This is a genomic window from Bacillus sp. LR_5, assembly GCF_042709275.1.
The window spans coordinates 14,073-38,704 of the sequence record NZ_JAVAXX010000009.1 but is presented as its reverse complement, the minus strand read 5'-3'; the positions used below and the strand labels follow the sequence as shown (position 1 = coordinate 38,704).

Genomic DNA, 24,632 nt, shown 5'->3' with positions numbered 1-24,632 from the left:
GGAAAGTAAACACCATGGAAATTTCTTGAACACAAGACAACGAAAGCCCTACCTCTCAATCGTCACTGCGGCTCCGAAGCCGCGCCGGTGTGAATTGTAAAACAAAAAAGTCTTTTTTCCATCTCATCGTTAGGGGCGATTTGTTATGAAGGAAAAGAATAAGGGCAGCTGGTTATGCTGCTTGGGAAGCGGTAAGCTTCTCTCTCAAAACAGAAAAAAGAAGTTTACTTTCTTTTTTATTTGCTTATTTTTCTTACTAGCTATTCATGATAACATATCGCCCCTGAAAACACAAATTTTTTATAGTTCGAGTGAGACCGGTGTTTTCTCTCCGGCATTCATTAATCTGATATCCTCCGGTTCAATTTCAAGAATCACCAGATTCGGATCATCCTTACCGTCAAACCAGCGCTCTAATTTGGAACTCCATATTTTGTCCTTCAGTTCTGCCGAATTGTTGATTTTGGCTTTCCCGGAAACCTCAACATACGCGTCGCCAAAGCCTTCACAATCATAGCCTAATAAAATGTGGACATTGGGGTTGTTTTCAATTTCTTCCGCTTTATGAGTTTCCTTGCTTGTCGGTGTGTAGATCGTCAGCCCGTCATGGAAAAAAGTCATGTAGCGGGAATGCGGCTTGCCCTTTTGAACCGTTGCGAGCGAGCCTACTTTATGGTGATCTAGAACATCCAGCACTTTTTGTTTAATGTCTTGCTGATTCATCTTGAATCACTCCTTTTTAACGTCTCCGCTGTTACTTTTCCACATCCGGGGAAGATTTAAACAAAAAAATGCGCGCTTTATTTTGATCCTTTCCATTCACGCTTCAGCAAGCTGTAATAGACAAGGTCATGATACCTGCCATTAACGAATAAGCCGTCCCGTGCCTTTCCTTCCTCTTGAAAGCCAAGCCGCTCCGGGACCGCTCTGCTTTTCTGATTCCCTACAGCAGCACAGAGAGCAACGCGATTCAGTCCAAGCTCTTCAAAAGCGTACGTGATGAGTGTTCGGCAGGCGGCGGTAACGATGCCTTTGCCCTCATATTCTTTGGCAATCCAGTATCCGATTTCCCCTTTTCGATTCACTTGATCAAGGTTATGCAGACCGATCATGCCACATAGGCTGCCGTCAATAAGGAGCCCCGCTTCGATGCTGTTCAGGTCGGCATACTCCCGCCGCCAATCTGGAATGATCGTTTCTCTGTACGTTTCAGCACTGCTTGGATTTTCCGCAAAAAACAGCCACTGGCCGAGCCGCTGCTGATTTTGGATAATGAGTTCGGCCAGCCGCTCCGCATCCTTTGGCTCCAATAATCGAATGGTGATGTGCTCATTTACCTTGCAGGTGAACATTCCCTCGCCCTCTTTCCTTTTTTACCCATTATAACGATGATTCCCTTTTTTTCAACACAAAAAAGGATGGGCTGTTACGCCTCATCCTTATATTCTTGGATCGGTAAAGATATCATGTTGATCTGTGCTCGTCGAAGACATTTCCGTCACCACGGCACCTTCTTCCCCGGCCTGGAACCAATGCTTTGTGTTTGGCGGAATGGTATATTGTCCGCCCGCTTCAAGTTCAATTTCGTGCCAGACCGTATAGTGTTCTCTATCCTCCTGCGGAGGGAGAACCTTTGGAAGCTGCGTTTTTTCTCCTTCTACGTAAAGATACACTTTTCCGTAGCGGCAACGGAATGTCTCCTGCTTGCCTTCCTGGCCGTCGACCGGCGGATGGCGGTGTTCCGGGCAAGTCTGTCCCGGAAACAGCACCAGTTCCTTTGAGCAATAACGGTCCGTATTGACGTAGACAAAGAGCTGGAGCCCGATTTTTCTTTCTTTTCCTAAGCCGTAGTCCATCAGCTGGATTTGGTCTACTTCCTCATCCGTTAATACAATACCGGCTTTTTGATAATAGCCGTTTACTTCCTCTTTCGTGATATCCATATGTCTCACTCCCTCTTACGTCGTTACAAAGTCTCCGCCGTTGACATGCAGCGTCTGGCCTGTCATGTAAGATGACTCATCTGAAGCCAGCAGCACATAACAGCCGACGTGCTCAACAGGCTGACCCGGACGGCCCATCGGCGTATTTTGCCCAAATTGAGCAACTTTATCTTCAGAGAACGTAGACGGGATTAATGGTGTCCAGATTGGTCCTGGCGCGACTGCGTTTACGCGGATGCCGTCTTTCACAAGCGCCTGCGCCATTGTTCTGGTAAAGGCATTGATTGCGCCTTTTGTCGCTGTATAATCAATCAGCGTCGGGTTCCCGCGATACGGGTTGATAGATGTCGTGTTGATAATCGCGCTGCCCGGTTTCAGGTAATCAATTGCTTTTTTAGTCAAATAAAATTGAGAATAAAAGTTTGTTTTGAATGTGCGGTGAAGCTGTTCGCTTGTAATATCTTTGATGCTTTCCTTCGGATGCTGTTCACCGGCATTATTTACAAGGATGTCAAGGCCGCCTAGTTCCTTGACCGTTTTTTCAACCGCTTCATTGCAGAATTCCTCTTCACCTACGTCACCAGCGATCAGCAGGCATTTTACGCCTTCTTGTTCTACACGCTTCTTCGTCTCTTCGGCGTCCCCATGCTCATCCTTATACACAATGGCGATGTCAGCGCCTTCCTTTGCGTAAGCAACGGATACCGCGCGTCCGATCCCGCTGTCGCCGCCCGTAATGAGCGCTACTTTTCCTTTTAATTTGTCCGCTCCTTTATAATCCTCATACTCATACACCGGACTTGGATTCATTTCGCTTTCAATTCCCGGTTGGCGATTTTGGGTTTGGGCCGGCAGTTCTTTTGGATAATTGGCCATGATGATTCTCCTCCTTTGTTTTCATGTCTATTTGTTGTGTACCTCACACGTTCGTTGGATAAACATGGATTGGCACCTTCACATTGCTTTATCAGAAAAATGTTTCACATGAAACGCAAGGAGGAAATAACTTGCAAAGGGGGTTGCTGAATGATTAACATGCTTTCTAAAAAATTCAGCAGGCCAAAGGGCGTAATCGGCATGATTGCCGGGTACATCATGGCTGCTGAAAATCAGACACTGAATCAGTGGACAATAGATCAGCTGGGGATCACACACGGGGACAGCATTTTAGAAGTGGGGTTTGGGCCGGGATACTGCATGCAGCAGATGCTGAATCGTGAAAAGGACATCCGTCTTGATGGGATTGATGTGTCAGAGGCCATGCTGAAGCTGGCCGCCCGCAGAGTAAAAACGAGGGAGGTGCGCCTGATACAAGGAAGTGTCGAGACATTTCCTCTTAATGCCTCGTTTTATGATAAAGTGATTTCCGTTAACAACTACACCATTTGGAATGACCAAACAAAAGGCATGAAACAGATATTTCGGGCGCTAAAGCCCGGCGGAAAAGCAGCGATTACGATGCAGCCGCGGGAAGCGGATGCCAGTCCCGAGAAAACCAAATCATTTGGAAAACAGATGATTGCTGACTTCAAAGCGGCCGGCTTCCAAGACATTGAGTTGCAATTTAAAAACATGAAGCCTGAGCTTTCTGTCTGTGCAACTGCAAAGAAGCCCGCCACATAAAGTGGCGGGCTTCTCTTTTTACGAATGTACGGCCTGCTTGCGCAAGACGTCTTTTTTCACCTTGCCGAGGTTATTTTTAGGCAGTTCTTTAACGAACTCGACTTCAGGTATTTTGTAAGCGGAGAGGCGTTCTTTACAAAATGCGATGACATCCTCTTCCGTTATACGCTGGCCGCCGTTTGTCACGATAAAAGCTTTCGGCTTTTCCCCGTACAGCGGGTCAGGAATTCCGACCACCGCTGTTTCAAGGATTCCCGGAATCTGCTGGATGACTTCTTCAACCTGATCCGGATAGACGTTATCGCCTCCGTAAATAATGACATCCTTGTAGCGTCCAGTGATGAAAATAAAGCCATCTTCATCTACATAGCCTGAATCTCCAGTTCTAAACCAGCCGTTTTGCAGCACTTTCGCTGTCGCTTCAGGATTGTCTTCATAGCCTTTAAATAAAAATGGGGTGTGAACAACGATTTCGCCGATTTCTCCTTGAGGGAGTTCTTCTCCCGTCTGAGGATCTTCCACTTTGACTTTAACACCTGCCACAGGCTTTCCTGCAGAGGCCGCTTTATCCATTCCCATGTCAGGCGTCCATGTGCTGATTCCCCAAGCTTCAGTGCTTCCATACCCGTGCGCGAGCGGAATGCCGATATCAAGATAGCGGCGGATCAGGCTGCTCGGCACTTTTGTTCCGCCTGTCATTAAAATCACAAGCGAAGATAAGTCGGTTTGGTGCGTTTCCCACGCTTCAAGCAAATACGTGTAAAACACAGGAAGAGCCATCACACTCTGAATTTTTTCTTCTTCAATGACCTTCAGCATATGAACAGGATCTTGGTCCTTTGTAAAAATGAAGGTTGTGCCTGCAAAGGTTCCAAGCATGATGCAAATGAGCGCACTCGTATGGTAAATCGGGTGGCACGCGAGAAAACGAAGGCTCTTCATGCGTGTTGTTGAGCTGTTGGATCTTGCTACGTATCTGTATATGCCGCCATGTGTGATCATGCATCTTTTCGGGTTTCCCGTTGTTCCAGACGTAAACATCAGAAGCGCTGTATCATCAGGGGAAACCATTTCAGTTTCGGGCAAATGATCAGGACCAGCAAACAGAGCTTCAAATTCAGCAGATGTTTCGTAAGCTGTCCCTGTTTCCATTGTTAAAGACAGTGAAGACAGTTCAGGAAGAACTTCGTCCAGTGTCTCTTTAAACTCCGCTCCATAAAACATCGCTTTTGGTTCACTTGCTTTTAAAATACCTGTCATTTCATATGGTTTCAGCTGCCAGCTGACAGGTACGACAACAGCACCTATTTCAAGCGCAGCAAACATAACAGTTGATGCGGGATGACCGTTTTTGCAAAGCAATGCAATACGGTCGCCTTTTTGAATTCCTTTTTGCAGCAGGGCATTCGCCAGCTGATTAATCCGTTTGCGGTAACCTTTATATGTCAGTGTATGAGCTCCGCTTTTTACAGCTTCTATTTCTTCGCTATCCGGCATGTCATGCAGAATCAGATGCTGTAATGTTTCCATATCGTCATCTCCTATATTCTCTTGAATCTTCAATTATTTGTTAGATTTTCTTCCTTACCTCACCCATTTTAACCCAAAAAAGATAACTTGTAAAACTATTTCATTTTGGAATTATTCCATTACTGAATGATAAAATAGTCCCACTTTTTCTTATTTTGTACCCTATCCACATAAAAACACACGCCAATTTTTTGACGTGTGCCATGCCGGATTACAGTATGTTTTTTCCCTTCATCCATGTGAAAAATATGCGGTTTAACCGCTGATACAGTTCTTGTTCTCCCTCTCCCTGAAACCCCGCCATACTCTCTCTGCTCTCGATAATAGCGGAGCTGATCGCGCTTAAAATCTCCGATCCTTCAGCAGATAATGAGCTAGGCGCCATCATCACAAGGATGCGTGTCATGCTGAGGGTATTTCCGTCCATGCCATTCACTTCATAAGAGGTGCTCAGATCATACATTTTGAAAAAAGGCAGGACGATTTCATCATTTTTGAGATGATAAAGTGCCATGTTCGTCCCCGGGATTCCCAATCCCCCTTGTTTCTCCCGTTCTGCCAGGCAAACCGCCGCTTTTTTCGGATCACGGATCAAGCCATCCTTCTTCAACTGTTGAAAAAGCTCTAATAGGAGCATACTATGATCCGGGTTTGTTTTGAGGAGAGTAAGTGTAAAGTGGCGCAGAACATCTTGAATGACGGCCATATACCGCCCCATGCTTTCCGCCGCTTTCAACATGTCAGGTACGTCAGCTTGCTGCACCTCTTCCTTCGGGCTTCTGTTTTTCTCAAGAATGAGCGGAATTTTCCGCTTGATATACTGCTTCACCTGGTTTGCATCTTCCTCATTTAAAAGCGGGCTGACCATAATGTAATCAATGTTTTCGTAAGGAATCGGAACGGTGGAAACGATCATATCATAGGCTTGGACGTCCTTGCCCTTCAGCTCGATCAAAGATGACATATCAAACGATTGAATTTCCGGCAGTTCTTTCTTCAGTCTGGAAGCAAGCATTTTCGAAGAGCCGATCCCGCTCGAGCAAACGACAAGCGCTTTCACTTTTGCTTCTTCTTTTTTGATTTCAAGGGCAGACCCGAAGTGAAGGACGATAAAAGCGATCTCATCATCAGAAAAGGACATACCCGGAAAATACTTTTCCACGCCTTCTTCGATCGCCATATAAAGCAGAAAGTAATCGCGCTTGATCTGTTCCTTCATCGGATTATATATCTCGATATTCTCTTTTATGCGGCTGACGGCCGGCTCCAAATGGGCGATCAAGCCTTCATATAAAGAGTAGTTTTTCGTGAGATCCATTCTGATTTTGTCTGAAATAAAAGCAATGAGCCGCTTTGTTTGCAGGGCTGTTTCCAGTTCGATTTCCTGTGCTTTGTATTCTGTTTTGTATTTTCGATTGGCGCTTCGAAGGTGGATTGTAATATAGCCGACCTCCGCTTCTGGAATCGTCACGCCGAAGGCACGTTCAAGCTCGCCAGCGATTTCAAGAGCGGAGCTGTATTCTTTCGCATTTTTCAGTTCCTCAAGCTCATTTTCCTCCATGGTGATGGTTTCCCCAAGCTTGATCCGTTCGATCGCAAACGTCAGATGGACGACGAGCGCTATATAAGAGCTGTCGGACAATGAAAAGGCGATTTCTTCTTTCAGCTGAAATAGGATACGCTCCATTTTTAACAGCTCGCCTTTGCTGACTACACCAAACATTTTCTCTGACTCTGAAGAATCTGCTTTACCTTTGATGTTTAATTCAACCGCTTCCAAAAACATTTGGATGTCGAGGCGGTTCACAATCAGGTTGCCGACAATTTTACGTTTTGCATTCTCCGGTCCTATGAGTTGGATGCCAAAACCTCTTTTACGGATCAGTGTCAATCCGAAGGGAGAAATCCATTTCTCCAGCTCGTCTAAATCATAACTGACCGTGGCATTCGTCACCTGCAGGTCATGAGCTAGCGTGTACAGCTTGACGGGTTCCTGAGACTCTAATAACGAACAGAGAATGAGCAGTTTCCGTTCGTCCGCGCTGTATTCATGCTGTTCATATGATAAATCGGTAAGCAGCTTTTGTTTATCTTCGGGACTTCCCACTGCCTTCAGCCCTTTTCCAGGCTGCTTATCGAGCGTAAGCCCAACAGTTTCCATCAGCGGCTTAATTGATTTGAGCTCCCTGTGAATGGTTCTCGTGCTGACTTCCATCAGCTCAGCAAGCTCAGTTACGGTTACATATCGATTTTGTAATAACAAGTGCTTTAAAAGCTTTTGTTCTCTGGCAGTCATATACATAAAAAAGGCCTCCTAGACAGTCATGATGTGCGGATGAAGTCGCAAGGAGATACAGGAGAGGAAAAAGAGAGGTTTTCTTTATAATATAAAACGCTTTCAAGTGAGTTTCAATCACTTATAAATGGTAATTTGGCACTAAGCGGTGTGACAATATTGAAAAAGCACCAGCTGCTAAGCTGGTGCTTTTTGTTAAGGAATATCGTAACCCTGTACGGCTGTAAAAATACGGAACCACTGATCATGGTCAAGCTTGTATGCCAAAGCGTTTACTGCGGCGGAAATCCGCTCGCGTTTTCCGCTTCCGACAATCGGCATGATGCCGGCCGGATGCGTGAACAGCCATGCGTACATCACCTCGTCCAATGAAGCGGCGCCGATTTCCGCCTGAACAGATTCGAGCGCCGAGCGGACACGGCGGTCTTTTTCCGTGTCACCAGTGAAAACTTTGCCGCCTGCCAGCGGTGACCAAGCCATCGGCGAAATCCGTTTTTCTTGGCACAAGTTCAAAGTGCCGTCCAGAACATTTTCTAATTCATATGCAGAAAGCTCAATTTGGTTGGTCACGAGCTTCTCAGGCAAATACGATTCCAGCATGCGATACTGGTGATCTTTAAAATTTGAAACGCCGAAGTGCCTGACCTTGCCGGAGCATTTTAGCGCCTGAAACGCCTCTGCTACTCCCTCCGGATCCATGAGCGGGTCAGGTCTGTGAATCAGCAGTACGTCGATATAATCCGTTCTAAGGTTTAAAAGGGATTGCTCAACAGATGCCAAAATATGTGATTTGCTTGTGTTATAATGATGCGATTTGTGTGCGGGACGTTCAGGTGATTCAAGAACAATGCCGCATTTTGTGACCAGCTCTATGTTTTCCCTTAATCCGGGCGAAAGGGCAAGGGCATTTCCAAACAGTTTTTCGCACGTATAGCCTCCGTAAATATCCGCATGATCAAAGGTTGTGATGCCGTGATCGATACACCATTCAATGAGGCTGAGCAGCTCGGCATCTGAATAGTTCCATTCATTCAGCCGCCAAAGCCCGTGTACGACTCTTGAAAATTGAAGATCCTCCGCCAATTGAATACGCTGCATGCAAAATCCCTCTTTTCTTTGTATAAACCGGGTTTTGCCCCTTATTAGTTCATTCGGCCTCAGATCCCCTTTTTCCTTTCGCTCCTGTCAAAAAGGCATTTTAATTCGATTGAAATTGCTTTTTCGCTTTCTCAACAACATAGTGGCTGCCACCGCGGTCCTGCACATTTTGGATCATCATGGCGACAAGCAGGTCTTTGTTTTTATAATCGTAGCCGACGAACCAGCCATTTTCAGCGCCGTCTTTATCATCTTTAGATGTTTTCAGCTCGGCTGTTCCTGTTTTTCCGGCAACGGTGATTCCTTTCACGACAGGCTGATACGCTGATCCACGCTCGTCTTCCACAACGCCCTTCAGTCCTTTTGTAATGTCTGCCGCTCCTTCCTTCGTGACAACTTGCTTGTGCCAAACATCAGCTGTTTGCGAATCTTTTTTGATTAGCGTCGGTTTGACAAGATCTCCGTTGTCGACAAATGGCGTGTAAGCAGCCGCCAAGTGAAGCGGAGACATTTGCATTTGCCCTTGTCCGTACCCCGTATCAGCAAGCAAAATGTCTGAATCGAGCTTGTCATTTGCGATAGACGATTGCTGGATCGGGAATTCATATGGAATATCCTCTGAGAAGCCGAACGTTTTCAAGCCTTTTGTGAAGGTGTCCGCTCCCATATCAAGCGCGTTCTGTGCAAAATAAATATTGTCTGACGTAATGAGGGCATTTTCAAGATCAACTTGCTGAAGGCTCTCTGACACACGTGTCACTGAATAGCCGCCCCAGCTCGAATCTTTTTGCCACTCTTTTCCTTTGATTGTTTTCTTCTCATCCGCTTTTAGGGTGCCGTTTTTGATCCCGATGGCAGCCGCAATCGGTTTAATTGTAGAACCCGGTGCGTATGTTTTGTTGAATTTCGCTGAAAATGGATTGTTTTTATCTTTGTTTAGTTTTTTCCATTCCTTATCGCTCCAGCCGAAAATAAATCCGTTTGGATCGTAAGAAGGCGCGCTGACAAGTGCGAGTGTTTCGCCTGTCTTCGGCTGCAGCGCGACTGCCGTCCCGCTGTCATCCTTCAGTTCATCATACAACTTCGTTTGCGTTTTGATATCAATTGTAAGATGAAGATCCTCGCCGTCCTTCGCTTTCTTTTCAGCGATGACTTCTCCAGTTTGCGGCACGTAGATTTTCCATCCGGTTGTGCCTCTTAGCTTGTCTTCATACACATTTTCAAGTCCGGCGATGCCGATGTTAGACGTATCGCTGTACATTCCGTCTTTCTTTTTCTTCAGTTCTTCCGCAGTGATGGCGCGGACATAGCCTGTCAAATGGGCTGTCTTTTCACCATACGGATAATAGCGGGAGCTGACATTCGTTCTTGTTACACCTTGTAATGACGTCGCCTCAGACACTAATTTTTGCTGGTCCGGCTTGACCTTTTTGACCGGCACAAACGAATCGTCCTTCACCCAGCCTTGATCCAGCTTTTTCTTGATATCGTCTTCAGTCAAATCAAGTTTTTTCGCGAGCTCTTTTATGACTTTTTCTTTTTTGTCGCCAAGCTCTCCGGGAACAATTCCGATTTCTGGAACATCTGTATTGATGGCTAAGCCTTTCCCGTTTTTATCGTAGATTTGGCCGCGTTTTGGTTCAATGCTCATAATTTGTACCGTTTTGTCATCAGCCAGCTGCTTGAAAATAAACGATGGGTCCCAATCTATATTCCATGACTCCTCGTCATCTGTTTTTTCTAATTTCAGCACAGCGGTATTTTTGAAGCTGACCTTGCCCGCATTTGTATCCATGCTGACTTTATACGGGATGTGCTTCATCGTCTTGTTGTCTTTATCGTCTTCATCCACTTCTCCCGCAGTGACTTTCAGATGTTTTACGCCTGCCTGCTCATAGATGGTTTTATACCTGTTGACGAAATCTTTTTTGGAGATTTCTTTTTTGACACCTTTAGTCAGGCTTTGATACATGTCATCGAATTGCTGACTGTTCCACTGTTTCACGAATGCTTCCATGCGATCCTCTGGTGAATCTGTCTTGGAGCATCCGATTAACCCAATCAATCCGACGCATAGAAATACTAGTAGAATACACTTTTTTAACATGACTTTCCCCTGCCTTCCACTTATTATTTTCTCTTAAATGAATTGGTGCGTGCAAGATTTTTTTGAAAATGAAGGAAAAGGTTCTTCGATTTTGCAGAAATATCCTGTCATTTGCTGTAGACTATTTGAAAAGAAGGAAAGAAGGGATGACATGGTCAGAGAGGCAGCAATGCTTCACATTAAAGAAGGGCTTGAACAAGAGTTTGAGGAGGCGTTCCGGCAAGCGGCGCCGATTATTTCCGGCATGAAGGGCTATATCACTCACTCGTTATCAAAATGCATGGAAGAAACACATAAATATCTGCTGCTTGTGGAATGGGAAACACTTGAGGACCATACGGAAGGCTTTCGCGGTTCTTCAGAGTATCAAGAGTGGAAAGCCTTGCTTCATCGGTTCTATACCCCGTTCCCGACGGTCGAGCATTTTAAGGATGTGTAATAGATTTATATAATATGAAGTGTAAAACCGATGAGAGAGACAGACCATACGAAAACGGCGGTATAAATATTGAAAGCGCCTGAGCCGTCGTTTTCTTTTTTGCGCTCTTCAAGCCCCTGCATAAACATAACGGCGCCAAGAAAGACGAGCATGACCGATTGGATAACAGAGGTGTGTTCCGTATATTTAAAAGCAATAAGCGCCAGTACAATAATGATAACCGCAAAAGACATTTTAAAAATCCGAAACAAAAGGACCATCCTTCCTTATATACGAAATATTGAACGTTATGGCTATTTTTGCCTACGTCCTCCATTATTCTAGCGCACTTTTTTTGTCTGTAGAACAGAAGACAGAGAATTTTAAGTTTCTTTTAATATTTCATTCACACATAAAAAACGCGCCCTGTCATAAGGCGCGTTTTCTATGAAACTGACAATTCTTTATAGCCTAACTTGTGAACTGCTTCAGCCATCGCTTGATAGCCTTTGCTGTTCGGATGGACACCGTCAAAGGACAGATATTCCTGTTCTTTGCCTTTGAAGATGCTGTAGGCATCCGCGATTTTGACATGGGGTGCTGATGCAAGTGTTTCTAAATGTGAATTAAAGGATGTGATCCATTTACCAGCGATATCAATTTCGGGAAACGGATTGTATAAGTTGAACACACGGATGGCGTACGGGGACGGGTTTTCTCCTTTGATCTCAGCGATTTTCGCAATCATCTTTTCAAAATTCTCATGGCAATGGGCGGATACACGGCTGAAAATCGTTTCATCCTTAGACGTTTGGTAGGCTAAGACCGAATCGATGAGATCGTTTCCGCACCCTGTGATGGTTATCATGCCAGCATCTTGAATGCATTTTTGCACATAGGGATATGACAGGAGCCCCAGAATTTCTTCTGTATTTAAGCCTGATTTGGCAAAGATGGATATTGCCGTTTTTGTTTTCAAGTCGGCTTCCATCATGTCTCCGAAACGTTGGACGAAGCCGGGAGAAAACAGCCCGGAGCCTCTCCCCGTCGTCAAAGAATCCCCCAGTGCTATATATCGAAACACCATGTTCTTTCCTCCACTCCTGAACGTCGATACGTTAATGTACGCAGCGGAGAAAAGATCGGCTACTTATGAATACCCTATTTTTCTGGAAATCTGTAAAGCGGCATCCTTCACCTTTTCTGTTAAATAAGGCAGCCTGTCTTCTGTAAATCTCGCTTCAAAGCCTGCAATGCTGATGCCGGCTGCCACCTGACGCTTATGGTTAAAGATCGGGGCGCCGATGGCCGCTGTATAGTTTTCGAGCTCTGAATAGCTGACGGTATAGCCATTTTGTATAGAGGCATCAATCTCCTGCAGCAGTTTTTCGGGATCGGTAATCGTGCCGGAGCCAATTGAAATGAGCTCCGTTTGTTTGATGTATGTTTCGATTTCTTCACGGGGAAGAAAGGACAAAATGCTTCTGGCGCACGCTCCAGCGTACAGAGGAGAGCGCCTGCCGATCGCCGTGTACAACCGCACAGTCTGTGTCCCTTCTATTTTCTCAACGTATATCGCTTCATTGCCGTCCCTCATGATCAATTGCACGGCCTCATCCACTTCCCGGCACAGCTCTTCCATCACCGGTTTCGCTATTTTTCTGATATCCAGCCTGTCAGCAACGAGCTGTCCGAATTCCAAAAACACCAGTCCCAGCGAATAAGCGCCGGACAAATCCCGATTGAGGAATCCCATTTCCTCCAAAGAGCTGACCATCCGGTGAACAGAGGTTTTCGGCATACCTGACAGCGATACCAGTTCACTTAAGGTAAGACTTGGTTCATGCAAAAACAAATTAAGCAGAGCCATAGATTTGACTACGGTTTTGTTTTTATTCTGCATCATTCATCTCCTTTGTTATGTCAGCCATTCCATCTTCATTCTCGTTTTCAGTTCTTTTATATGCTGTTCCCGTTCAATCGCAAGCGCTTCCGCTTCCTGAAGGGATACAGGCTCAAACTGGACGTGCTCGCCCGGCATGATTTGGGAGACAATCGGAAGATCAGCGGATATGATATGCGCGATCCTCGGATAGCCGCCGGTCGTTTGCCGGTCTGCAAGCAGGATAATCGGGTTGCCGTCAGGCGGCACCTGAACTGTTCCAAACGAAACCGCTTCTGACACCATCTCTAGTGGTGCCTTCAGTGCGAGCGGTTCTCCTTTGAGCCTGTAGCCCATACGGTCGGACTGTGGCGTGACACGAAATGTTTCTTCATAAAAACGCGTTTTCGATTTTTCTGTAAAAAAGCCGAATTGTTTTCCTTCCAGCACCCGAATGACAGGATTCTTTTTCAATGGCAGAAACCTCCCGCGGCTGACCGACCATTTCGGCGCTGCAAATCCCTGCTTTCCAAGCTGCGGGCTTAATCGGGAAAGAATGGTTTGCGAAAGAGATGACGTCTCTCCAATGGATAGTTCATCTTCCTTTTGAAGCGCTCTGCCATGAAGTCCGCCGATCCCTGCTCTGACGTACGTGCTTTTGCTTTCCATGACGGCAGGCACATCGAAGCCGCCGGCTGTTGCTAAATACGCACGGCTGCCGAGTTTGCAGGGACCAAAGCTGACCGTGCTGTTTTCCTTGACGAGCAGAGGCTTCCATAAAGGCGCTTCTTCGTCATTAATACGCAAAGTGAAGTCCGCCCCTGTCACCGCAATCAACGTCGTTTTTGAAAAATAAAACGACGGACCGGGCCCCATCAGCGTAATTTCAAGACCGGCTTCATTTTCGCTGTTGCCGATCAGCAGATTGGCAATGCGCAGCGAAACCGTGTCCATGGCTCCGCTTGCCAGAACGCCGTATTTTTGATACCCCGTTCTGCCTATATCCTGAACCGTTGTGAGCAGTCCGGGCTTTACCACTTTCATGCTCAATTGGACTCCTCCTTATAGGCGTGATAGTCATCCTCTGAGATGCGTACGAATTTAACAATATCTCCCGCCCTCAATAACGTCGGCGGGTTTTCCTGCGGCCGGAACAGAGCCAACGGCGTTTTGCCGATCAGCTGCCAGCCGCCCGGCGTTGAAATCGGATAAACACCTGTTTGCATTCCCGCAATTCCAACTGAACCGGCGGGAATCGACGGCCTTGGCGAAGATTTCCTTGGAGCGGCAATACGTTTGGACATCCCGCCTAAAAAAGGAAAACCAGGTGCAAAGCCAAGCATATACACCACATATTCGCCGTTTGTATGAATGTCGATGACTTCCTCCTGTGACAGCTGATTGATCTTCGCCACCTCTTCTAAATCCGGCCCGAATTCACCGCCATAGCAGACGGGAATTTCTACAATGCGGCGGTTGTTCTCATAGTCTGTGGCTATTTCCTTCAGCCGTTCTTCGACATCGCGCTTGACCTTCTCAAAAGGTGAGCTTATGCCTTGAGGCAAATGCTTGTACACTTCATACATATCATAAAATACCGTCAGACTTGTAAAAGCCGGGATGCATTCAATGAATCCCGGAAATGGCTGTTCTTCTATGTAAGCGGCCGCGGCATGGACAAGGCCGTTAACCTGCTCGTTTATTTCTTCTCCAAATCGGATCATCATTGCAGAATCACCGAGCTGCTCGATTTGAAATCGTTCAGTCATCTTTCTCACCTCTTTTTATTTCTCGTTCATTTGGAGGACGAGAGGTTACAGCACCGCAAGCGACTCGTCTCGAATATCTGTGATGAGCATGTGCCCCGGCGCATGTGTGATGACCATTTCAGGTTTTACATTCATAGCCACGGCTTGTGGTGTCACCCCGCACGCCCAAAAAACAGGAACCTCGCCTTCACGAATGGAAACGGCATCTCCGAAATCCGGCTTGTCCAGATCGCGAATGCCGATTGCTCCTGGATTGCCGATATGGATCGGTCCTCCGTGCACAGCCGGAAAACGTGAGGTCACTTGTGCAGCGCGTACAGCCAGCCGTTCTGGAACGGGTCTCATGCTGACAACTATCTGTCCTTGAAACGCTCCTGCCGGAACACAATCGATATTCGTTTGATACATCGGGACGTTTGTCCCCTCATCAATATGCCGGACAGCTATTCCATTATTGATCAGCGCCTGTTCAAAAGAGAAACTGCATCCGATCAGAAAGCCGACAAAGTCATCCTCCCAGTATGGCGTAATATCAGATACTTCTTCCGTCAAGATACCCTGCCTGTAAATACGGTATTTTGGAAAGTCCGTTCTGATATCAGCATCCGGCGCGACCAGCGATGGCACTGGCGAACCCGCTTCTGTCACATCCAGCACAGGACAGGGTTTTTGATTCCGCTGGCAAAACAGCAGGAAGTCAAACGCAAGGTCTTTCTTCAAAATCACAAGATTCGCTTGGGCATAGCCGCCGGACATTCCTGCAGTCGGCCCGGTTATTTTTCCCTCTCGTATCAAGGCGCGCACATCCTTCGGCGCCATTTTGTTTAATTGCTCCACCTTTATCAGCTCCACAATTGAGGAAGTTGTGTAAATAACGTGTAGACTCCCATAATCGCCATTACGACCACAACAAGTGCACCTGAAACGGTCAGCCAAAGCGGATGCTTATAATCACCAATAATCTTTTTCTTATATGCGGCAATAAGCAGCGTTCCTAGCGCAATCGGCAGAATTAAGCCATTCAGTGATCCGACAAGCACGAGAATTTTCGCAGGCTGTCCGATTGTGACAAAAGCTAACGTAGAAATCACGATAAAGCCGATAATAATGCCGCGTGAATTCCTTTCAATTTTCGGAGAAAAGGTTTTAAAGAACGAAACAGACGTATAAGCTGCCCCGATAACAGAGGTAATGGCCGCAGACCACATGATCAATCCGAAAATTTTATAACCGACATTTCCCGCTGCCAGCTGGAACACTGAGGCCGCCGGGTTGCTTTCGTCAATATGCAGGCCTTTTGAAACAACGCCGAGCACAGCTAAGAAAAGGGCAATTCGCATAACAGATGTAATTAAAATTCCGGCAACTGAGCTTTTTGTCACCTGCGGAATCGCTTCCTTTCCTTTAATGCCAGCATCCAGTAAGCGGTGTCCCCCAGCAAACGTGATGTATCCGCCAACTGTCCCGCCGACTAGTGTTACAATTGCGAATATACTGATTTGTTCAGGGGCAAAGGTGTTTGCCACAGCCTGTCCGACTGGCGGTGCAGACGTGATTGCGACGTACAGCGTTAAGATGATCATGGCAAAGCCCGCAATTTGCGTAAAGCGGTCCATCGCTTTTCCTGCTTCTTTGATTAAAAAGATGAAAATGGCAACGACAGCACTGATCAAAGCGCCTGTTTCTGGTGTAATGCCGAACAGAACTTGGAGTCCGAGACCGGCACCTCCGATATTCCCGATATTAAAAGCTAGTCCGCCAAGCACGACGAGAATGGCGATGAAATACCCCAGTCCCGGAAGCACCATATTCGCAATTTCCTGACCGCGTTTTCCAGACACTGCGATAATGCGCCAAACATTGGTTTGGGCGAAAATATCTAAAATAATAGAGATTAAGATGACAAAACCGAAGCTTGCCGCGAGTGTGTTTGTGAATGTTGCGGTTTGTGTCAGGAAACCTGGGCCGATCGCCGAAGTGGCCATTAAAAAGGCAGCACCCATCAGCAATGACCAGCTGCCCGCTTTTTTTTCTGCTGTTTTTTTCTGTTGCCCCATCTATTGTTCCTCCTTTATGTTGACTTCTGTGCTGAAATAGCTGTCACTTCAATTCCTGCCGCTTTGAGCTCTTTTCTGATTTTTTGCGCAAATGTCAGCGCGTGGGCTCCATCTCCATGGATGCAAACGGTATCTGCTTTTAATGACACATCATGCCCTTGCTGAGATTTAACCGCCCCTTCTTTCACCATTTTGATCACCTGGGTGACAGCGGCATCATCACTTTCAATGAGTGCGTCCGGCTGGGAGCGCGGTGTCAGCGTGCCGTCCGCTTGGTATGTTCTATCGGCGAACACTTCATTTGCCGTCTGAAGTCCGATCCGTTCTCCCGCTTTTACGAGCTCGCTCTCAGCAAGACCGAAAAGAATCAGTCCAGGATCAACCTTATAGACAGCTTTCGCGATGGCGTCCGACAGCTTTTGATCGACTGCCGCCATATTATATAAAGCGCCATGAGGCTTGACGTGCTGCATGTGAAGTCCCTCTGCTTTTAGAAAACCAGAGAGCGCGCCAATTTGATAGACGACGAGATCATACGCTTCCTCAGGAGAAATCGCCATATTGCGGCGCCCAAAGCCGAGTAAATCCGGCAAGCCCGGATGTGCGCCAATTTTCACGCCTTTTTCTGCCGCAAGCGCGACGGTTTTCCGCATGACACCGGGATCTCCTGCATGAAATCCGCATGCGATGTTCGCTGATGTGACATACTCTAAAATATCTTGGTCAAGGCCTATCGTATAGGCTCCGAAGCTTTCTCCTAAATCACAGTTCAAATCAATCTGAAACACAGAATCCCTCCTGCCAAAGCATACGATATGCTTTATGTATTTATTGTTCCAAAATTCGGAACGACTATTCCGAATTTTTGAACTTTGCTTCATTATAATTCAATCATATCAGTTTGTGAAATACTTTTGTCAGAAAACCTACCATGGTCCCACAAGAAAACCTGCCAAACTAAAAAAAGAGAGTCCATCTTAGGACTCCCTTTTTTTATAGTACCCAATGGCGAATCGCTTTAGCGACACCATCCTCAATATTTGTATCCGTGATCCAATCAGCCGTTTCTTTCACGGTGTCTTGCGCATTGCCCATCGCGACGCCCAGACCCGCTTCTTTGATCATCGCGATGTCATTAAGGCTGTCACCCATCGCCATCACATTCTCCATCGTAAAGCCGAGTTTTTCAGAAACCTTCGCAAGCGCTGCGGCTTTGTTGATGCCAAGCGCGTTGACTTCAATGTTTGTCGGGCTTGAATTTGTGATTTCGAGCTCTTTGTTTTTTCTCAGCTCCTCCAGCACTTCGTTTCGGATGTCGTCATCCTCAATGTCAAAGCCGAATTTGAGCCATTCATGGTCCGTAATATTTTCCGGGAACTCACCTCTCCATACCTTATTCACCGTAGAAGCCCAGAAATTGGTGTTGTGCTTATTCCGCAAATCCCACATCATTTGAATATGATCTGTATGGAGCAGCTTGCGTTCCACCAAATTAAAATTCGAATCCCATATTTCGCTGCCATTTGCCGTGATTAAAAAGGATGACAGCTTCAGCGATTCCGCCAGCTCCCGGCACGTCATCAGTGTCCGGCCCGTGCTGATCACCACGTACACTCCCTTATCCTCGGCTTCACGAATGGCTTTACGGTTTTCATCCGAGATCAGCTGCTCGTCATTAAGCAGCGTTCCATCCATATCAATTGCGATCAGCTTGATATCTACATCTTCTCTTTGAATAGACATATATGTACCTCTCTTTGCCTTTTAGTTGTTCTTCTTTCTATTCTAATACATTATACCCAGCGGAACAAAAAAGCGATTTCACATGTTTGAGGTGCGCTGATAAGAGGAAAACAAACGGTGAGGTGATTAAACATGACAGAAAGAAAACAGCAAAACAAACCAAACGAAAACCCCGAGCACAACGACTTAACCGATCCGATTCCGAATGAAGAGCTTAAGGAAAATATGAATGATGAAAAACACAAACGCCAGCAAAGAGATGACTCACAGAGCGAACGGGATTACGATACGAAATAATAGAACCCCTCACAAATCGTTGTGAAGGGTTTTTTCATTTTTCAATATAAATGCCGATTTCAGCTTCAGCAACAGGCTGCCCGCCTACTGACGCCTTGGCATGTCCAAACACAAACCCGCGCCGATTGCGCGTGACTTCAAACAAAAGATCAAGCCGGTCACCGGGCACGGCCGCGCCCAGCTTTTCCGCTTTCTTCACAGAAGACAATAACCCCAAGCTGTTCTCATCTGTAATCCCTGTAAAAGCCGCCGTTTGCGCAAGTGCTTCAATCACTAGTGAAAACGGCATTTCTGTTTGCGTGTCAGTGATAAACCAGTCGTTCTCACTAATCAGCTTATAGGCGGCCGCATGTTTGCCGGGCTCGCTTTCCGTCACTCCATCAATAAACAAAAACGGATAGCGGTGAGGCAAAGATAATGAATTCATTCTATTTCTCCTTTTTTGACTATTATATATCAGCCTACAGCTCAACGATAGGATATAATGGAAAAAACGCAAAAGGAGCCTGTTATGTCCCAAAAACCGCTCATCATTCTCGCACACGAAATATACGGTGTAAACATCCATATGAAAAAGATGGGCCGGCTGATCAAAATGGCTGGATATGATGTGATAACGCCCAACCTGCTCGGAGATGGTGAAGTCTACTCACTGCAAGAGGAAAAAACAGCATACGAACAGTTTACAAAACATGAACGGCTGAAAACAGGAGAAACCATCATTCAGAACGTGATCAGGCAAAACGCGGGACGGCGCATCTTTGTGATTGGATTCAGCGCGGGCGCGACGATCGCATGGAAATGCAGCAGTATGCCTGAGGTGAGCGGAGCTGTTTGTTATTACGGTTCCCGGATACGCGATTCTCTTCATCACGTGCCAGCCTGCCCGGTCCTATTGTTTTTCCCTTCATATGAACCGTCGTTTGATGTTGCGGTTCTTATCAAAAAACTGAGGGAAAAACAGCATCCCGATTTGGAGATTTATCAATTCGATGCTCTTCATGGCTTTGCCAATCCTGAGTCGGTTTATTTTGACAGGGCACTCTTCTTCAAAACGCTTTCCATCATAAAAAACGAGGCAGAAAAACTGCCCCGCCCTGTTTCATCAAAGTTTTCTTAAACGCATACAGATTTCGTCCGTAACCTCAGCCGTTGTGCTTTGTCCGCCAATGTCGCGTGTTTTGATGCCGTCAGCTGTTACTCGTTCCATCACATCCAGGATCTTTGCTCCCAGTTCTTCCTCTCCGAAATGGTCAAGCATCAGCTTCGCTGTCCAAATCTGGCCGATTGGATTGGCAAGGCCCTGGCCGGCAATGTCGGGAGCTGAGCCGTGAACCGGTTCGAACATGGACGGATATTTGCCGGATGGGTTGATGTTCGCAGACGGCGCAATACCGATACTTCCCATCAGGCTTGAGCTGATGTCCGTTAAAATATCACCGAACAGGTTGCTCGCCACAATGACGTCAAACGTTTCCGGACGCGTTACAAAAAAAGCGGCCAACGCATCAATATGCTGGGATGACGTTTCGATTCCGCTATAATCAGCGGCAGTCTGCTGAAAGACCTCATCCCAAAACGGCATCGCGTGATAAATGCCATTAGACTTTGTGGCACTTGTCACATGGCCGCGCCGTTTTTTCGCCAATTCGAAGGCAAAGCGCATGACACGTTCTGTCGCTTTTCTCGTAAATACGGCATTCTGAATGGCGATTTCATCATCGCCTCTGTGAATGCGTCCGCCGACTTCACTGTATTCACCTTCACTGTTCTCGCGAATCACCACGAGGTCAAAATCATTTGGATGCAGAAGCGGCGACGTAATGCCCGCCATTTGTTTGGCGGGTCTCATATTAATGGAGAGCTCAAGCTCCCTCCGGATTTTCAGCAGCAGCCTCCATAACGAAATATGATCGGGAACCAGCTTCGGATTTCCGACGGCTCCCAAGAAAACCGCTTCAAATTGAGTAAGCGTATGTATTCCGTCTTCAGGCATCATTTCGCCGTGCTCCATGTAATAATCACAGCTCCATGGAAAAGCCGTGAATGAGAATGACAAACCTCCGTGCACCTCAGCCGCTGTATGAAGCACTTTCTCAGCAGCCGCTACAACCTCTCTTCCTACTCCGTCTCCCGGTATTGCCGCAATCTCGAATTGTTTCATCGTCATTCTCCTTCCCCTGTTGTCGTAAGCGTTTTCTATTATACTAGATTGCGAGATGGTAAAAAAAGCCCGTGACATTGCACGGGTGGTCGGTTATTGATTGAGTTTCTTTAAAACAATGGCGTGCAGCGGTTCATGGGACTGAATGCCGCACACCTCTTGAAGTACGCCGCTGTATCCTTTTTCTTCGATCAGCGCTTGCAGTTCAACCGCTTCAGGGTCACCGGTGAAATCGAAGCGCAATGCTGCGGCAATCCCTTCCGCCAGTGCATTCGGCTCTTTTATTTTCTTTGCCGGGCCTACGAGTCTATCATTCTCTCCCAGTTTTCTGAGAGGTGATCTCGCCACGCGGGTTACATCGTCCGTAATGAATGGATTTTCAAAGCGTCCGATGATTTTTTTGATATATTGTTCGTGTTCGGTTTGCTTAAAGCCATACGTTTTGACGAGATAGTCACCGGTTTCAAGCAGCGCCGAATGAACGACACGGCGGATTTCCGGATGATCGATTGCTTCTTTGACCGTTTTGAGTCCGCGTTGATAGCCGACATACGCTGTCACCGCGTGTCCGGTGTTGACTGTAAACAACTTTCTTTCGATGTACGGCGTCAGATCATTAACAAATAGCGCGCCGTTTATGACTGGTGTTTTCCCTTTAAAGCCTGATTCATCAATGACCCATTCAAAAAATGGTTCAACCGATACTTTGAGCGGATCTTCATGATGCTGAATCGGCACGATCCGGTCAACGGCGGAATTCGGAAAACCGACCGTTTCACTGACGGACTCCTGCTCACCTTCTGTTAAATGGCTGTATATCTCTTTCTTCAGGAAGCTGCTCCCGCCAATCATATTTTCGCAGGCAATGATATTCAGTGTGTTTGAAGCGTCTCTTCGTCTTAACCCTTCTGCGATAGACGGAGCAATCAGCTTCAGCACGTTCGGGCCAACTGCTGTTGTGATGAGCGCCGCCTCATTGATCAGCCGATACAGCTCCTCCAGCTGGCTGCCGCTATTGATGGCACTGACCGGACCGATTACCTCTGATGAATGCCCCTCTTCTGCCAGCTCCACTGTGTATTCCTTTTTTTCATTGAGGAGGCTGACCATCGTATCGTTCACATCCGCAAACACCACATCATAGCCGGAGTGGTGAAGCAGTGCGCCGATAAACCCCCTCCCGATATTTCCCGCACCGAAATGTAAGGCGATCATGTCAGTTCACCTCGTTGAAAATGGCGATCAAATCTTCTTCGCTTTTAGCAGAGATTAGGCGTTCAATATTTTCTTCTTCTGAGCAGATAATGGCGATGTTAGACAAAATGTCTAAATGCTCATTATTTTTGCCCGCAATGCCGAATACCACTTTTGCCGTGTTGCCTTCTCCGTACTCGACACCATCAGGAATCTGTATAATTGAGATTCCTGAGTGAAGCACCTCGCTTTTCGCTTCTTCGGTGCCGTGTGGAATGGCAATGAAATTCCCCATAAAAGTAGAAGACGTTTCTTCCCTTTCAAACATTTTGCTAATGTAATCCTCTGTCACATAGCCGTTGTCAATCAGCGTCTGGCCAGCCATTTTGATGGCTTCTTCTTTTGAAGATACCGTTTGGTTGAGTTTAATATTTTCCTTTGCGAGTACTTGCATGAGTATCACTCTCTTTCTATGAGATTACTTTTTAAGCTTTTCAATCAGCTCGTCATATTTCGGGCTGTTTAAGAAGTTATCCACTGATATGTGCGTCGCGTTCGGCAGCTTTGCTTTCGCGCGATCTGTTAAATCTTTGTGGGTGATGACAATGTCAGCATCGCTTGGCAGATTGTTAATGGCCGTATTGGTCACACTGATGTCAAGCTCTGCTTTTTTCACTTTGTTTCTTAAGATGGATGCTCCCATGGCGCTCGATCCCATTCCCGCATCACATGCAAAGATAATTTTATTTACGCTTTCAGGAGACAGCTCAGACGCTTCCTCAGCTTTGGTTTGTTCCGCTTCTAAAGCTGCGGCTGCTTGGCTTTTCTTCCCCTTCATGGACTGCATTTTTTCAGTTGCGGCAGCGAGGTCTTCTTCGCTTGCTTTTGAAGATTTCAGGATCACTGCTGATACGATGAACGAAACAGCCGCAGCGACCAATACACCCGCCAATACGCCGAAGTAGCCGCCTCTTGGCGTCATCGCCATCAATGCGATAATGCTTCCCGGTGACGATGCTGCGACAAGTCCGGCATTAAAGATCGTGAACGTTAAGAGTCCGCTTGCTCCGCCGGCAATAGCTGCCAGAATCAGGGCCGGTTTCATCAAAATGTACGGGAAGTAAATCTCGTGAATCCCGCCGAAGAAATGAATGATCGCCGCTCCGGGAGCCGTTGATTTTGAAGAACCTTTGCCAAAGAACATGTACGCCAGCAAAATGCCGAGTCCCGGTCCAGGGTTGGCTTCTACTAAAAACAGAATTGATTTTCCCGTTTGGGCTGCCTGCTCGATTCCGATCGGGCTTAAGATTCCATGGTTAATGGCGTTGTTTAGGAACAACACTTTCGCCGGTTCCACAAAAACGCTGGCTACAGGCAGTAAATTAGCGTGTACAATAACTTCCACACCGGCCGCCAGCAATTTGTTTAACGTCAGGACAACTGGGCCGATGGCGTAAAACGCGAGAATCGTTAAAACCGCGCCGACAATCCCTGCCGTAAAGTTGTTGATCAGCATTTCAAAGCCTTGTTTGACTTTATCCTTGAACAATTTATCAGTCTGTTTAATGAGGTATCCGCCAAGCGGCCCCATGATCATTGCACCTAAAAACATTGGAATATCCGACCCGACAATCACCCCGATTGCCGCTGTTGCCCCGACGACTCCGCCGCGGTGGTCGTAAATCATTTTTCCGCCTGTATACGCTATCAAAAGCGGCAGTAAATATGTGATCATCGGGCTGACAAGTGTATTCAGCTGTTCATTCGGAAACCATCCCGCCGGAATAAACAGCGCTGTAATGATGCCCCACGCGATAAACGCGCCGATATTCGGCATGATCATTCCGCTCAAATAACTGCCGAAGCGCTGCACTTTCACTTTCATGCCGCCTTGCTGCTGTTCTTGCTGCATATATAAACCCTCCCTGTTTGTTTGTCGCTGTAAGATATAAAAAGATGTTCAGAGAATTATGCTTCCCTTTGACTCTATGTTAAAACGCTTACAGTCCCTATACAATTGAAAGTAAAGAGGACTTTGGCACAAGGGTGTGACAATTTTTTAAAAATAAAAAGACCCCTGATATCAGGAGCCTTTTCTCTTTCCTCTATAAATAATGTTTCCGTTTTGAATCACGTACTTGGCGATCATCCGCTCACTCACAATGAAAACGGGATAGGCACACACAAGCGCAAAAACAGCCATCGGCACGTGCTGTACGGCCGGCAGCATTGTGCCTGCCGCATTGCGGAGAAGCAGCAAAAGATAAATGAGCAGCACGATGACTGCTAATGACACCAGCATGATCGGAGCTGATACTTTATATTCATGAAGCCGTTCCCGGCAGTGTCCGCAGCGAAATTGACAAGGCACATTTGATGATCTGACCATGTCGCCTGTCAAAGGTTTGCCGCAGTTCGGGCATCGTGTTTCTTCCATAGGGTATTCCTCACTTTCCATTCCATATGTCTATTATACCAGAGTCCCTTCTGTTTCGTTTTGTTGCTGTTCAA

27 protein-coding genes are annotated in these 24,632 nt (G+C 46.6%); 4 read left to right on the top strand and 23 right to left on the bottom strand.

What is annotated here, in order from left to right:
• Positions 1–300: 300 nt before the first annotated feature.
• The 4 genes from RAC86_RS03740 to RAC86_RS03725 form a co-directional block, all read right to left on the bottom strand.
• On the bottom strand, positions 301–723 hold the full coding sequence (locus RAC86_RS03740) for a pyridoxamine 5'-phosphate oxidase family protein (protein WP_061186218.1): 423 nt from the start codon (positions 721–723) through the stop codon (positions 301–303).
• A gap of 77 nt (positions 724–800) precedes the next feature.
• Entirely contained in the window at positions 801–1,352 is a 552-nt protein-coding gene (locus tag RAC86_RS03735) for a GNAT family N-acetyltransferase (protein WP_072565757.1), read from the bottom strand.
• Between the two features lie 87 nt (positions 1,353–1,439).
• The gene (lyxE, locus tag RAC86_RS03730; RefSeq protein ID WP_072565756.1) at positions 1,440–1,943 is read right to left on the bottom strand and encodes a D-lyxose ketol-isomerase; all 504 of its coding nucleotides are present in this window, start codon (positions 1,941–1,943) and stop codon (positions 1,440–1,442) included.
• Positions 1,944–1,958: 15 nt separating this feature from the next.
• Positions 1,959–2,819 (bottom strand): SDR family oxidoreductase, encoded by an 861-nt coding sequence (locus tag RAC86_RS03725; RefSeq protein WP_014112690.1) that lies wholly within the window; start codon positions 2,817–2,819, stop codon positions 1,959–1,961.
• A gap of 150 nt (positions 2,820–2,969) precedes the next feature.
• Here RAC86_RS03725 and RAC86_RS03720 point away from each other — a divergent pair, with 150 nt between their 5' ends.
• Positions 2,970–3,566 (top strand): class I SAM-dependent methyltransferase, encoded by a 597-nt coding sequence (locus RAC86_RS03720; RefSeq protein ID WP_175304906.1) that lies wholly within the window; start codon positions 2,970–2,972, stop codon positions 3,564–3,566.
• An 18-nt stretch (positions 3,567–3,584) separates the two neighbouring features.
• Here the strand turns inward: RAC86_RS03720 and RAC86_RS03715 are convergent, their stop codons facing one another.
• From RAC86_RS03715 to pbpC, 4 genes are all read right to left on the bottom strand, one after another.
• Entirely contained in the window at positions 3,585–5,096 is a 1,512-nt protein-coding gene (locus RAC86_RS03715) for a class I adenylate-forming enzyme family protein (protein WP_072181715.1), read from the bottom strand.
• Positions 5,097–5,307: 211 nt separating this feature from the next.
• On the bottom strand, positions 5,308–7,398 hold the full coding sequence (gene mtlR, locus RAC86_RS03710) for a mannitol operon transcriptional activator MtlR (RefSeq protein WP_072565755.1): 2,091 nt from the start codon (positions 7,396–7,398) through the stop codon (positions 5,308–5,310).
• Between the two features lie 189 nt (positions 7,399–7,587).
• Complete coding sequence (locus RAC86_RS03705; protein WP_014112686.1) at positions 7,588–8,490, bottom strand: aldo/keto reductase; 903 nt, start codon at positions 8,488–8,490, stop codon at positions 7,588–7,590.
• A 100-nt stretch (positions 8,491–8,590) separates the two neighbouring features.
• A complete protein-coding gene (pbpC, locus tag RAC86_RS03700) occupies positions 8,591–10,597 on the bottom strand; it encodes a penicillin-binding protein 3 (RefSeq protein ID WP_072565754.1) in 2,007 nt (668 codons plus the stop codon).
• Positions 10,598–10,748: 151 nt separating this feature from the next.
• On the opposite strand from pbpC, the gene RAC86_RS03695 reads away from it, so the two are divergent.
• Positions 10,749–11,036: an antibiotic biosynthesis monooxygenase family protein gene (locus RAC86_RS03695; protein WP_072566810.1), complete on the top strand. Its 288-nt coding sequence runs from the start codon at positions 10,749–10,751 to the stop codon at positions 11,034–11,036.
• A 5-nt stretch (positions 11,037–11,041) separates the two neighbouring features.
• Here the strand turns inward: RAC86_RS03695 and RAC86_RS03690 are convergent, their stop codons facing one another.
• The 9 genes from RAC86_RS03690 to RAC86_RS03650 all read right to left on the bottom strand — a co-directional run bounded on the left by RAC86_RS03690 (position 11,042) and on the right by RAC86_RS03650 (position 18,466).
• Positions 11,042–11,287, bottom strand: a complete 246-nt coding sequence (locus tag RAC86_RS03690) for a YczI family protein (RefSeq protein ID WP_014112683.1) — start codon at positions 11,285–11,287, stop codon at positions 11,042–11,044.
• Between the two features lie 173 nt (positions 11,288–11,460).
• Positions 11,461–12,102 (bottom strand): spore germination lipase LipC, encoded by a 642-nt coding sequence (gene lipC / locus RAC86_RS03685; RefSeq protein WP_072565753.1) that lies wholly within the window; start codon positions 12,100–12,102, stop codon positions 11,461–11,463.
• 63 nt (positions 12,103–12,165) lie between these two features.
• On the bottom strand, positions 12,166–12,918 hold the full coding sequence (locus RAC86_RS03680; RefSeq protein ID WP_061186210.1) for an IclR family transcriptional regulator: 753 nt from the start codon (positions 12,916–12,918) through the stop codon (positions 12,166–12,168).
• Between the two features lie 15 nt (positions 12,919–12,933).
• Positions 12,934–13,941: a 5-oxoprolinase subunit C family protein gene (locus tag RAC86_RS03675; protein ID WP_072566809.1), complete on the bottom strand. Its 1,008-nt coding sequence runs from the start codon at positions 13,939–13,941 to the stop codon at positions 12,934–12,936.
• Positions 13,942–13,943: 2 nt separating this feature from the next.
• Entirely contained in the window at positions 13,944–14,666 is a 723-nt protein-coding gene (gene pxpB / locus RAC86_RS03670) for a 5-oxoprolinase subunit PxpB (RefSeq protein WP_061186208.1), read from the bottom strand.
• A 45-nt stretch (positions 14,667–14,711) separates the two neighbouring features.
• A complete protein-coding gene (locus tag RAC86_RS03665; protein ID WP_014112678.1) occupies positions 14,712–15,503 on the bottom strand; it encodes a putative hydro-lyase in 792 nt (263 codons plus the stop codon).
• Positions 15,504–15,508: 5 nt separating this feature from the next.
• A complete protein-coding gene (locus RAC86_RS03660; protein ID WP_014112677.1) occupies positions 15,509–16,723 on the bottom strand; it encodes an NRAMP family divalent metal transporter in 1,215 nt (404 codons plus the stop codon).
• Between the two features lie 14 nt (positions 16,724–16,737).
• A complete protein-coding gene (pxpA, locus tag RAC86_RS03655; RefSeq protein ID WP_014112676.1) occupies positions 16,738–17,511 on the bottom strand; it encodes a 5-oxoprolinase subunit PpxA in 774 nt (257 codons plus the stop codon).
• Positions 17,512–17,716: 205 nt separating this feature from the next.
• The gene (locus RAC86_RS03650) at positions 17,717–18,466 is read right to left on the bottom strand and encodes a Cof-type HAD-IIB family hydrolase (protein ID WP_003225050.1); all 750 of its coding nucleotides are present in this window, start codon (positions 18,464–18,466) and stop codon (positions 17,717–17,719) included.
• Between the two features lie 132 nt (positions 18,467–18,598).
• Between RAC86_RS03650 and RAC86_RS03645 the strand changes: the two genes are divergently transcribed.
• On the top strand, positions 18,599–18,763 hold the full coding sequence (locus RAC86_RS03645) for a hypothetical protein (protein WP_061186203.1): 165 nt from the start codon (positions 18,599–18,601) through the stop codon (positions 18,761–18,763).
• A 34-nt stretch (positions 18,764–18,797) separates the two neighbouring features.
• Here the strand turns inward: RAC86_RS03645 and RAC86_RS03640 are convergent, their stop codons facing one another.
• Entirely contained in the window at positions 18,798–19,190 is a 393-nt protein-coding gene (locus RAC86_RS03640; protein WP_072181722.1) for a 3-hydroxyacyl-ACP dehydratase FabZ family protein, read from the bottom strand.
• Between the two features lie 84 nt (positions 19,191–19,274).
• On the opposite strand from RAC86_RS03640, the gene RAC86_RS03635 reads away from it, so the two are divergent.
• The gene (locus RAC86_RS03635; RefSeq protein WP_061186201.1) at positions 19,275–19,883 is read left to right on the top strand and encodes a dienelactone hydrolase family protein; all 609 of its coding nucleotides are present in this window, start codon (positions 19,275–19,277) and stop codon (positions 19,881–19,883) included.
• On the opposite strand, the gene RAC86_RS03630 is transcribed toward RAC86_RS03635, so the two are convergent.
• From RAC86_RS03630 to RAC86_RS03610, 5 genes are all read right to left on the bottom strand, one after another.
• Entirely contained in the window at positions 19,869–20,933 is a 1,065-nt protein-coding gene (locus RAC86_RS03630) for a tartrate dehydrogenase (RefSeq protein ID WP_072565752.1), read from the bottom strand. The genes RAC86_RS03635 and RAC86_RS03630 overlap by 15 nt on opposite strands.
• An 87-nt stretch (positions 20,934–21,020) precedes the next feature.
• The gene (locus tag RAC86_RS03625; protein WP_072565751.1) at positions 21,021–22,142 is read right to left on the bottom strand and encodes a mannitol-1-phosphate 5-dehydrogenase; all 1,122 of its coding nucleotides are present in this window, start codon (positions 22,140–22,142) and stop codon (positions 21,021–21,023) included.
• 1 nt (position 22,143) lies between these two features.
• A complete protein-coding gene (locus RAC86_RS03620; protein WP_014112670.1) occupies positions 22,144–22,575 on the bottom strand; it encodes a PTS mannitol transporter subunit IIA in 432 nt (143 codons plus the stop codon).
• Positions 22,576–22,599: 24 nt separating this feature from the next.
• On the bottom strand, positions 22,600–24,033 hold the full coding sequence (locus tag RAC86_RS03615) for a PTS mannitol transporter subunit IIBC (protein WP_072565750.1): 1,434 nt from the start codon (positions 24,031–24,033) through the stop codon (positions 22,600–22,602).
• Positions 24,034–24,204: 171 nt separating this feature from the next.
• Positions 24,205–24,558 carry a hypothetical protein gene (locus RAC86_RS03610; RefSeq protein ID WP_072565749.1) on the bottom strand — a complete coding sequence of 118 codons (354 nt, stop codon included), beginning with the start codon at positions 24,556–24,558 and terminating at the stop codon, positions 24,205–24,207.
• Positions 24,559–24,632 lie beyond the last annotated feature (74 nt).

Excerpts from the sequence above, each read along its gene's own strand:
- RAC86_RS03740 (WP_061186218.1), bottom strand. The coding sequence starts at position 723 with ATGAATCAGCAAGACATTAAACAAAAAGTGCTGGATGTTCTAGATCAC.
- RAC86_RS03735 (WP_072565757.1), bottom strand. The coding sequence starts at position 1,352 with ATGTTCACCTGCAAGGTAAATGAGCACATCACCATTCGATTATTGGAG.
- lyxE (WP_072565756.1), bottom strand. The coding sequence starts at position 1,943 with ATGGATATCACGAAAGAGGAAGTAAACGGCTATTATCAAAAAGCCGGT.
- RAC86_RS03725 (WP_014112690.1), bottom strand. The coding sequence starts at position 2,819 with ATGGCCAATTATCCAAAAGAACTGCCGGCCCAAACCCAAAATCGCCAA.
- RAC86_RS03720 (WP_175304906.1), top strand. The coding sequence starts at position 2,970 with ATGATTAACATGCTTTCTAAAAAATTCAGCAGGCCAAAGGGCGTAATC.
- RAC86_RS03715 (WP_072181715.1), bottom strand. The coding sequence starts at position 5,096 with ATGGAAACATTACAGCATCTGATTCTGCATGACATGCCGGATAGCGAA.
- mtlR (WP_072565755.1), bottom strand. The coding sequence starts at position 7,398 with ATGTATATGACTGCCAGAGAACAAAAGCTTTTAAAGCACTTGTTATTA.
- RAC86_RS03705 (WP_014112686.1), bottom strand. The coding sequence starts at position 8,490 with ATGCAGCGTATTCAATTGGCGGAGGATCTTCAATTTTCAAGAGTCGTA.
- pbpC (WP_072565754.1), bottom strand. The coding sequence starts at position 10,597 with ATGTTAAAAAAGTGTATTCTACTAGTATTTCTATGCGTCGGATTGATT.
- RAC86_RS03695 (WP_072566810.1), top strand. The coding sequence starts at position 10,749 with ATGGTCAGAGAGGCAGCAATGCTTCACATTAAAGAAGGGCTTGAACAA.
- lipC (WP_072565753.1), bottom strand. The coding sequence starts at position 12,102 with ATGGTGTTTCGATATATAGCACTGGGGGATTCTTTGACGACGGGGAGA.
- RAC86_RS03680 (WP_061186210.1), bottom strand. The coding sequence starts at position 12,918 with ATGCAGAATAAAAACAAAACCGTAGTCAAATCTATGGCTCTGCTTAAT.
- RAC86_RS03675 (WP_072566809.1), bottom strand. The coding sequence starts at position 13,941 with ATGAAAGTGGTAAAGCCCGGACTGCTCACAACGGTTCAGGATATAGGC.
- pxpB (WP_061186208.1), bottom strand. The coding sequence starts at position 14,666 with ATGACTGAACGATTTCAAATCGAGCAGCTCGGTGATTCTGCAATGATG.
- RAC86_RS03660 (WP_014112677.1), bottom strand. The coding sequence starts at position 16,723 with ATGGGGCAACAGAAAAAAACAGCAGAAAAAAAAGCGGGCAGCTGGTCA.
- RAC86_RS03650 (WP_003225050.1), bottom strand. The coding sequence starts at position 18,466 with ATGTCTATTCAAAGAGAAGATGTAGATATCAAGCTGATCGCAATTGAT.
- RAC86_RS03645 (WP_061186203.1), top strand. The coding sequence starts at position 18,599 with ATGACAGAAAGAAAACAGCAAAACAAACCAAACGAAAACCCCGAGCAC.
- RAC86_RS03640 (WP_072181722.1), bottom strand. The coding sequence starts at position 19,190 with ATGAATTCATTATCTTTGCCTCACCGCTATCCGTTTTTGTTTATTGAT.
- RAC86_RS03635 (WP_061186201.1), top strand. The coding sequence starts at position 19,275 with ATGTCCCAAAAACCGCTCATCATTCTCGCACACGAAATATACGGTGTA.
- RAC86_RS03630 (WP_072565752.1), bottom strand. The coding sequence starts at position 20,933 with ATGACGATGAAACAATTCGAGATTGCGGCAATACCGGGAGACGGAGTA.
- RAC86_RS03625 (WP_072565751.1), bottom strand. The coding sequence starts at position 22,142 with ATGATCGCCTTACATTTCGGTGCGGGAAATATCGGGAGGGGGTTTATC.
- RAC86_RS03620 (WP_014112670.1), bottom strand. The coding sequence starts at position 22,575 with ATGCAAGTACTCGCAAAGGAAAATATTAAACTCAACCAAACGGTATCT.
- RAC86_RS03615 (WP_072565750.1), bottom strand. The coding sequence starts at position 24,033 with ATGCAGCAAGAACAGCAGCAAGGCGGCATGAAAGTGAAAGTGCAGCGC.
- RAC86_RS03610 (WP_072565749.1), bottom strand. The coding sequence starts at position 24,558 with ATGGAAGAAACACGATGCCCGAACTGCGGCAAACCTTTGACAGGCGAC.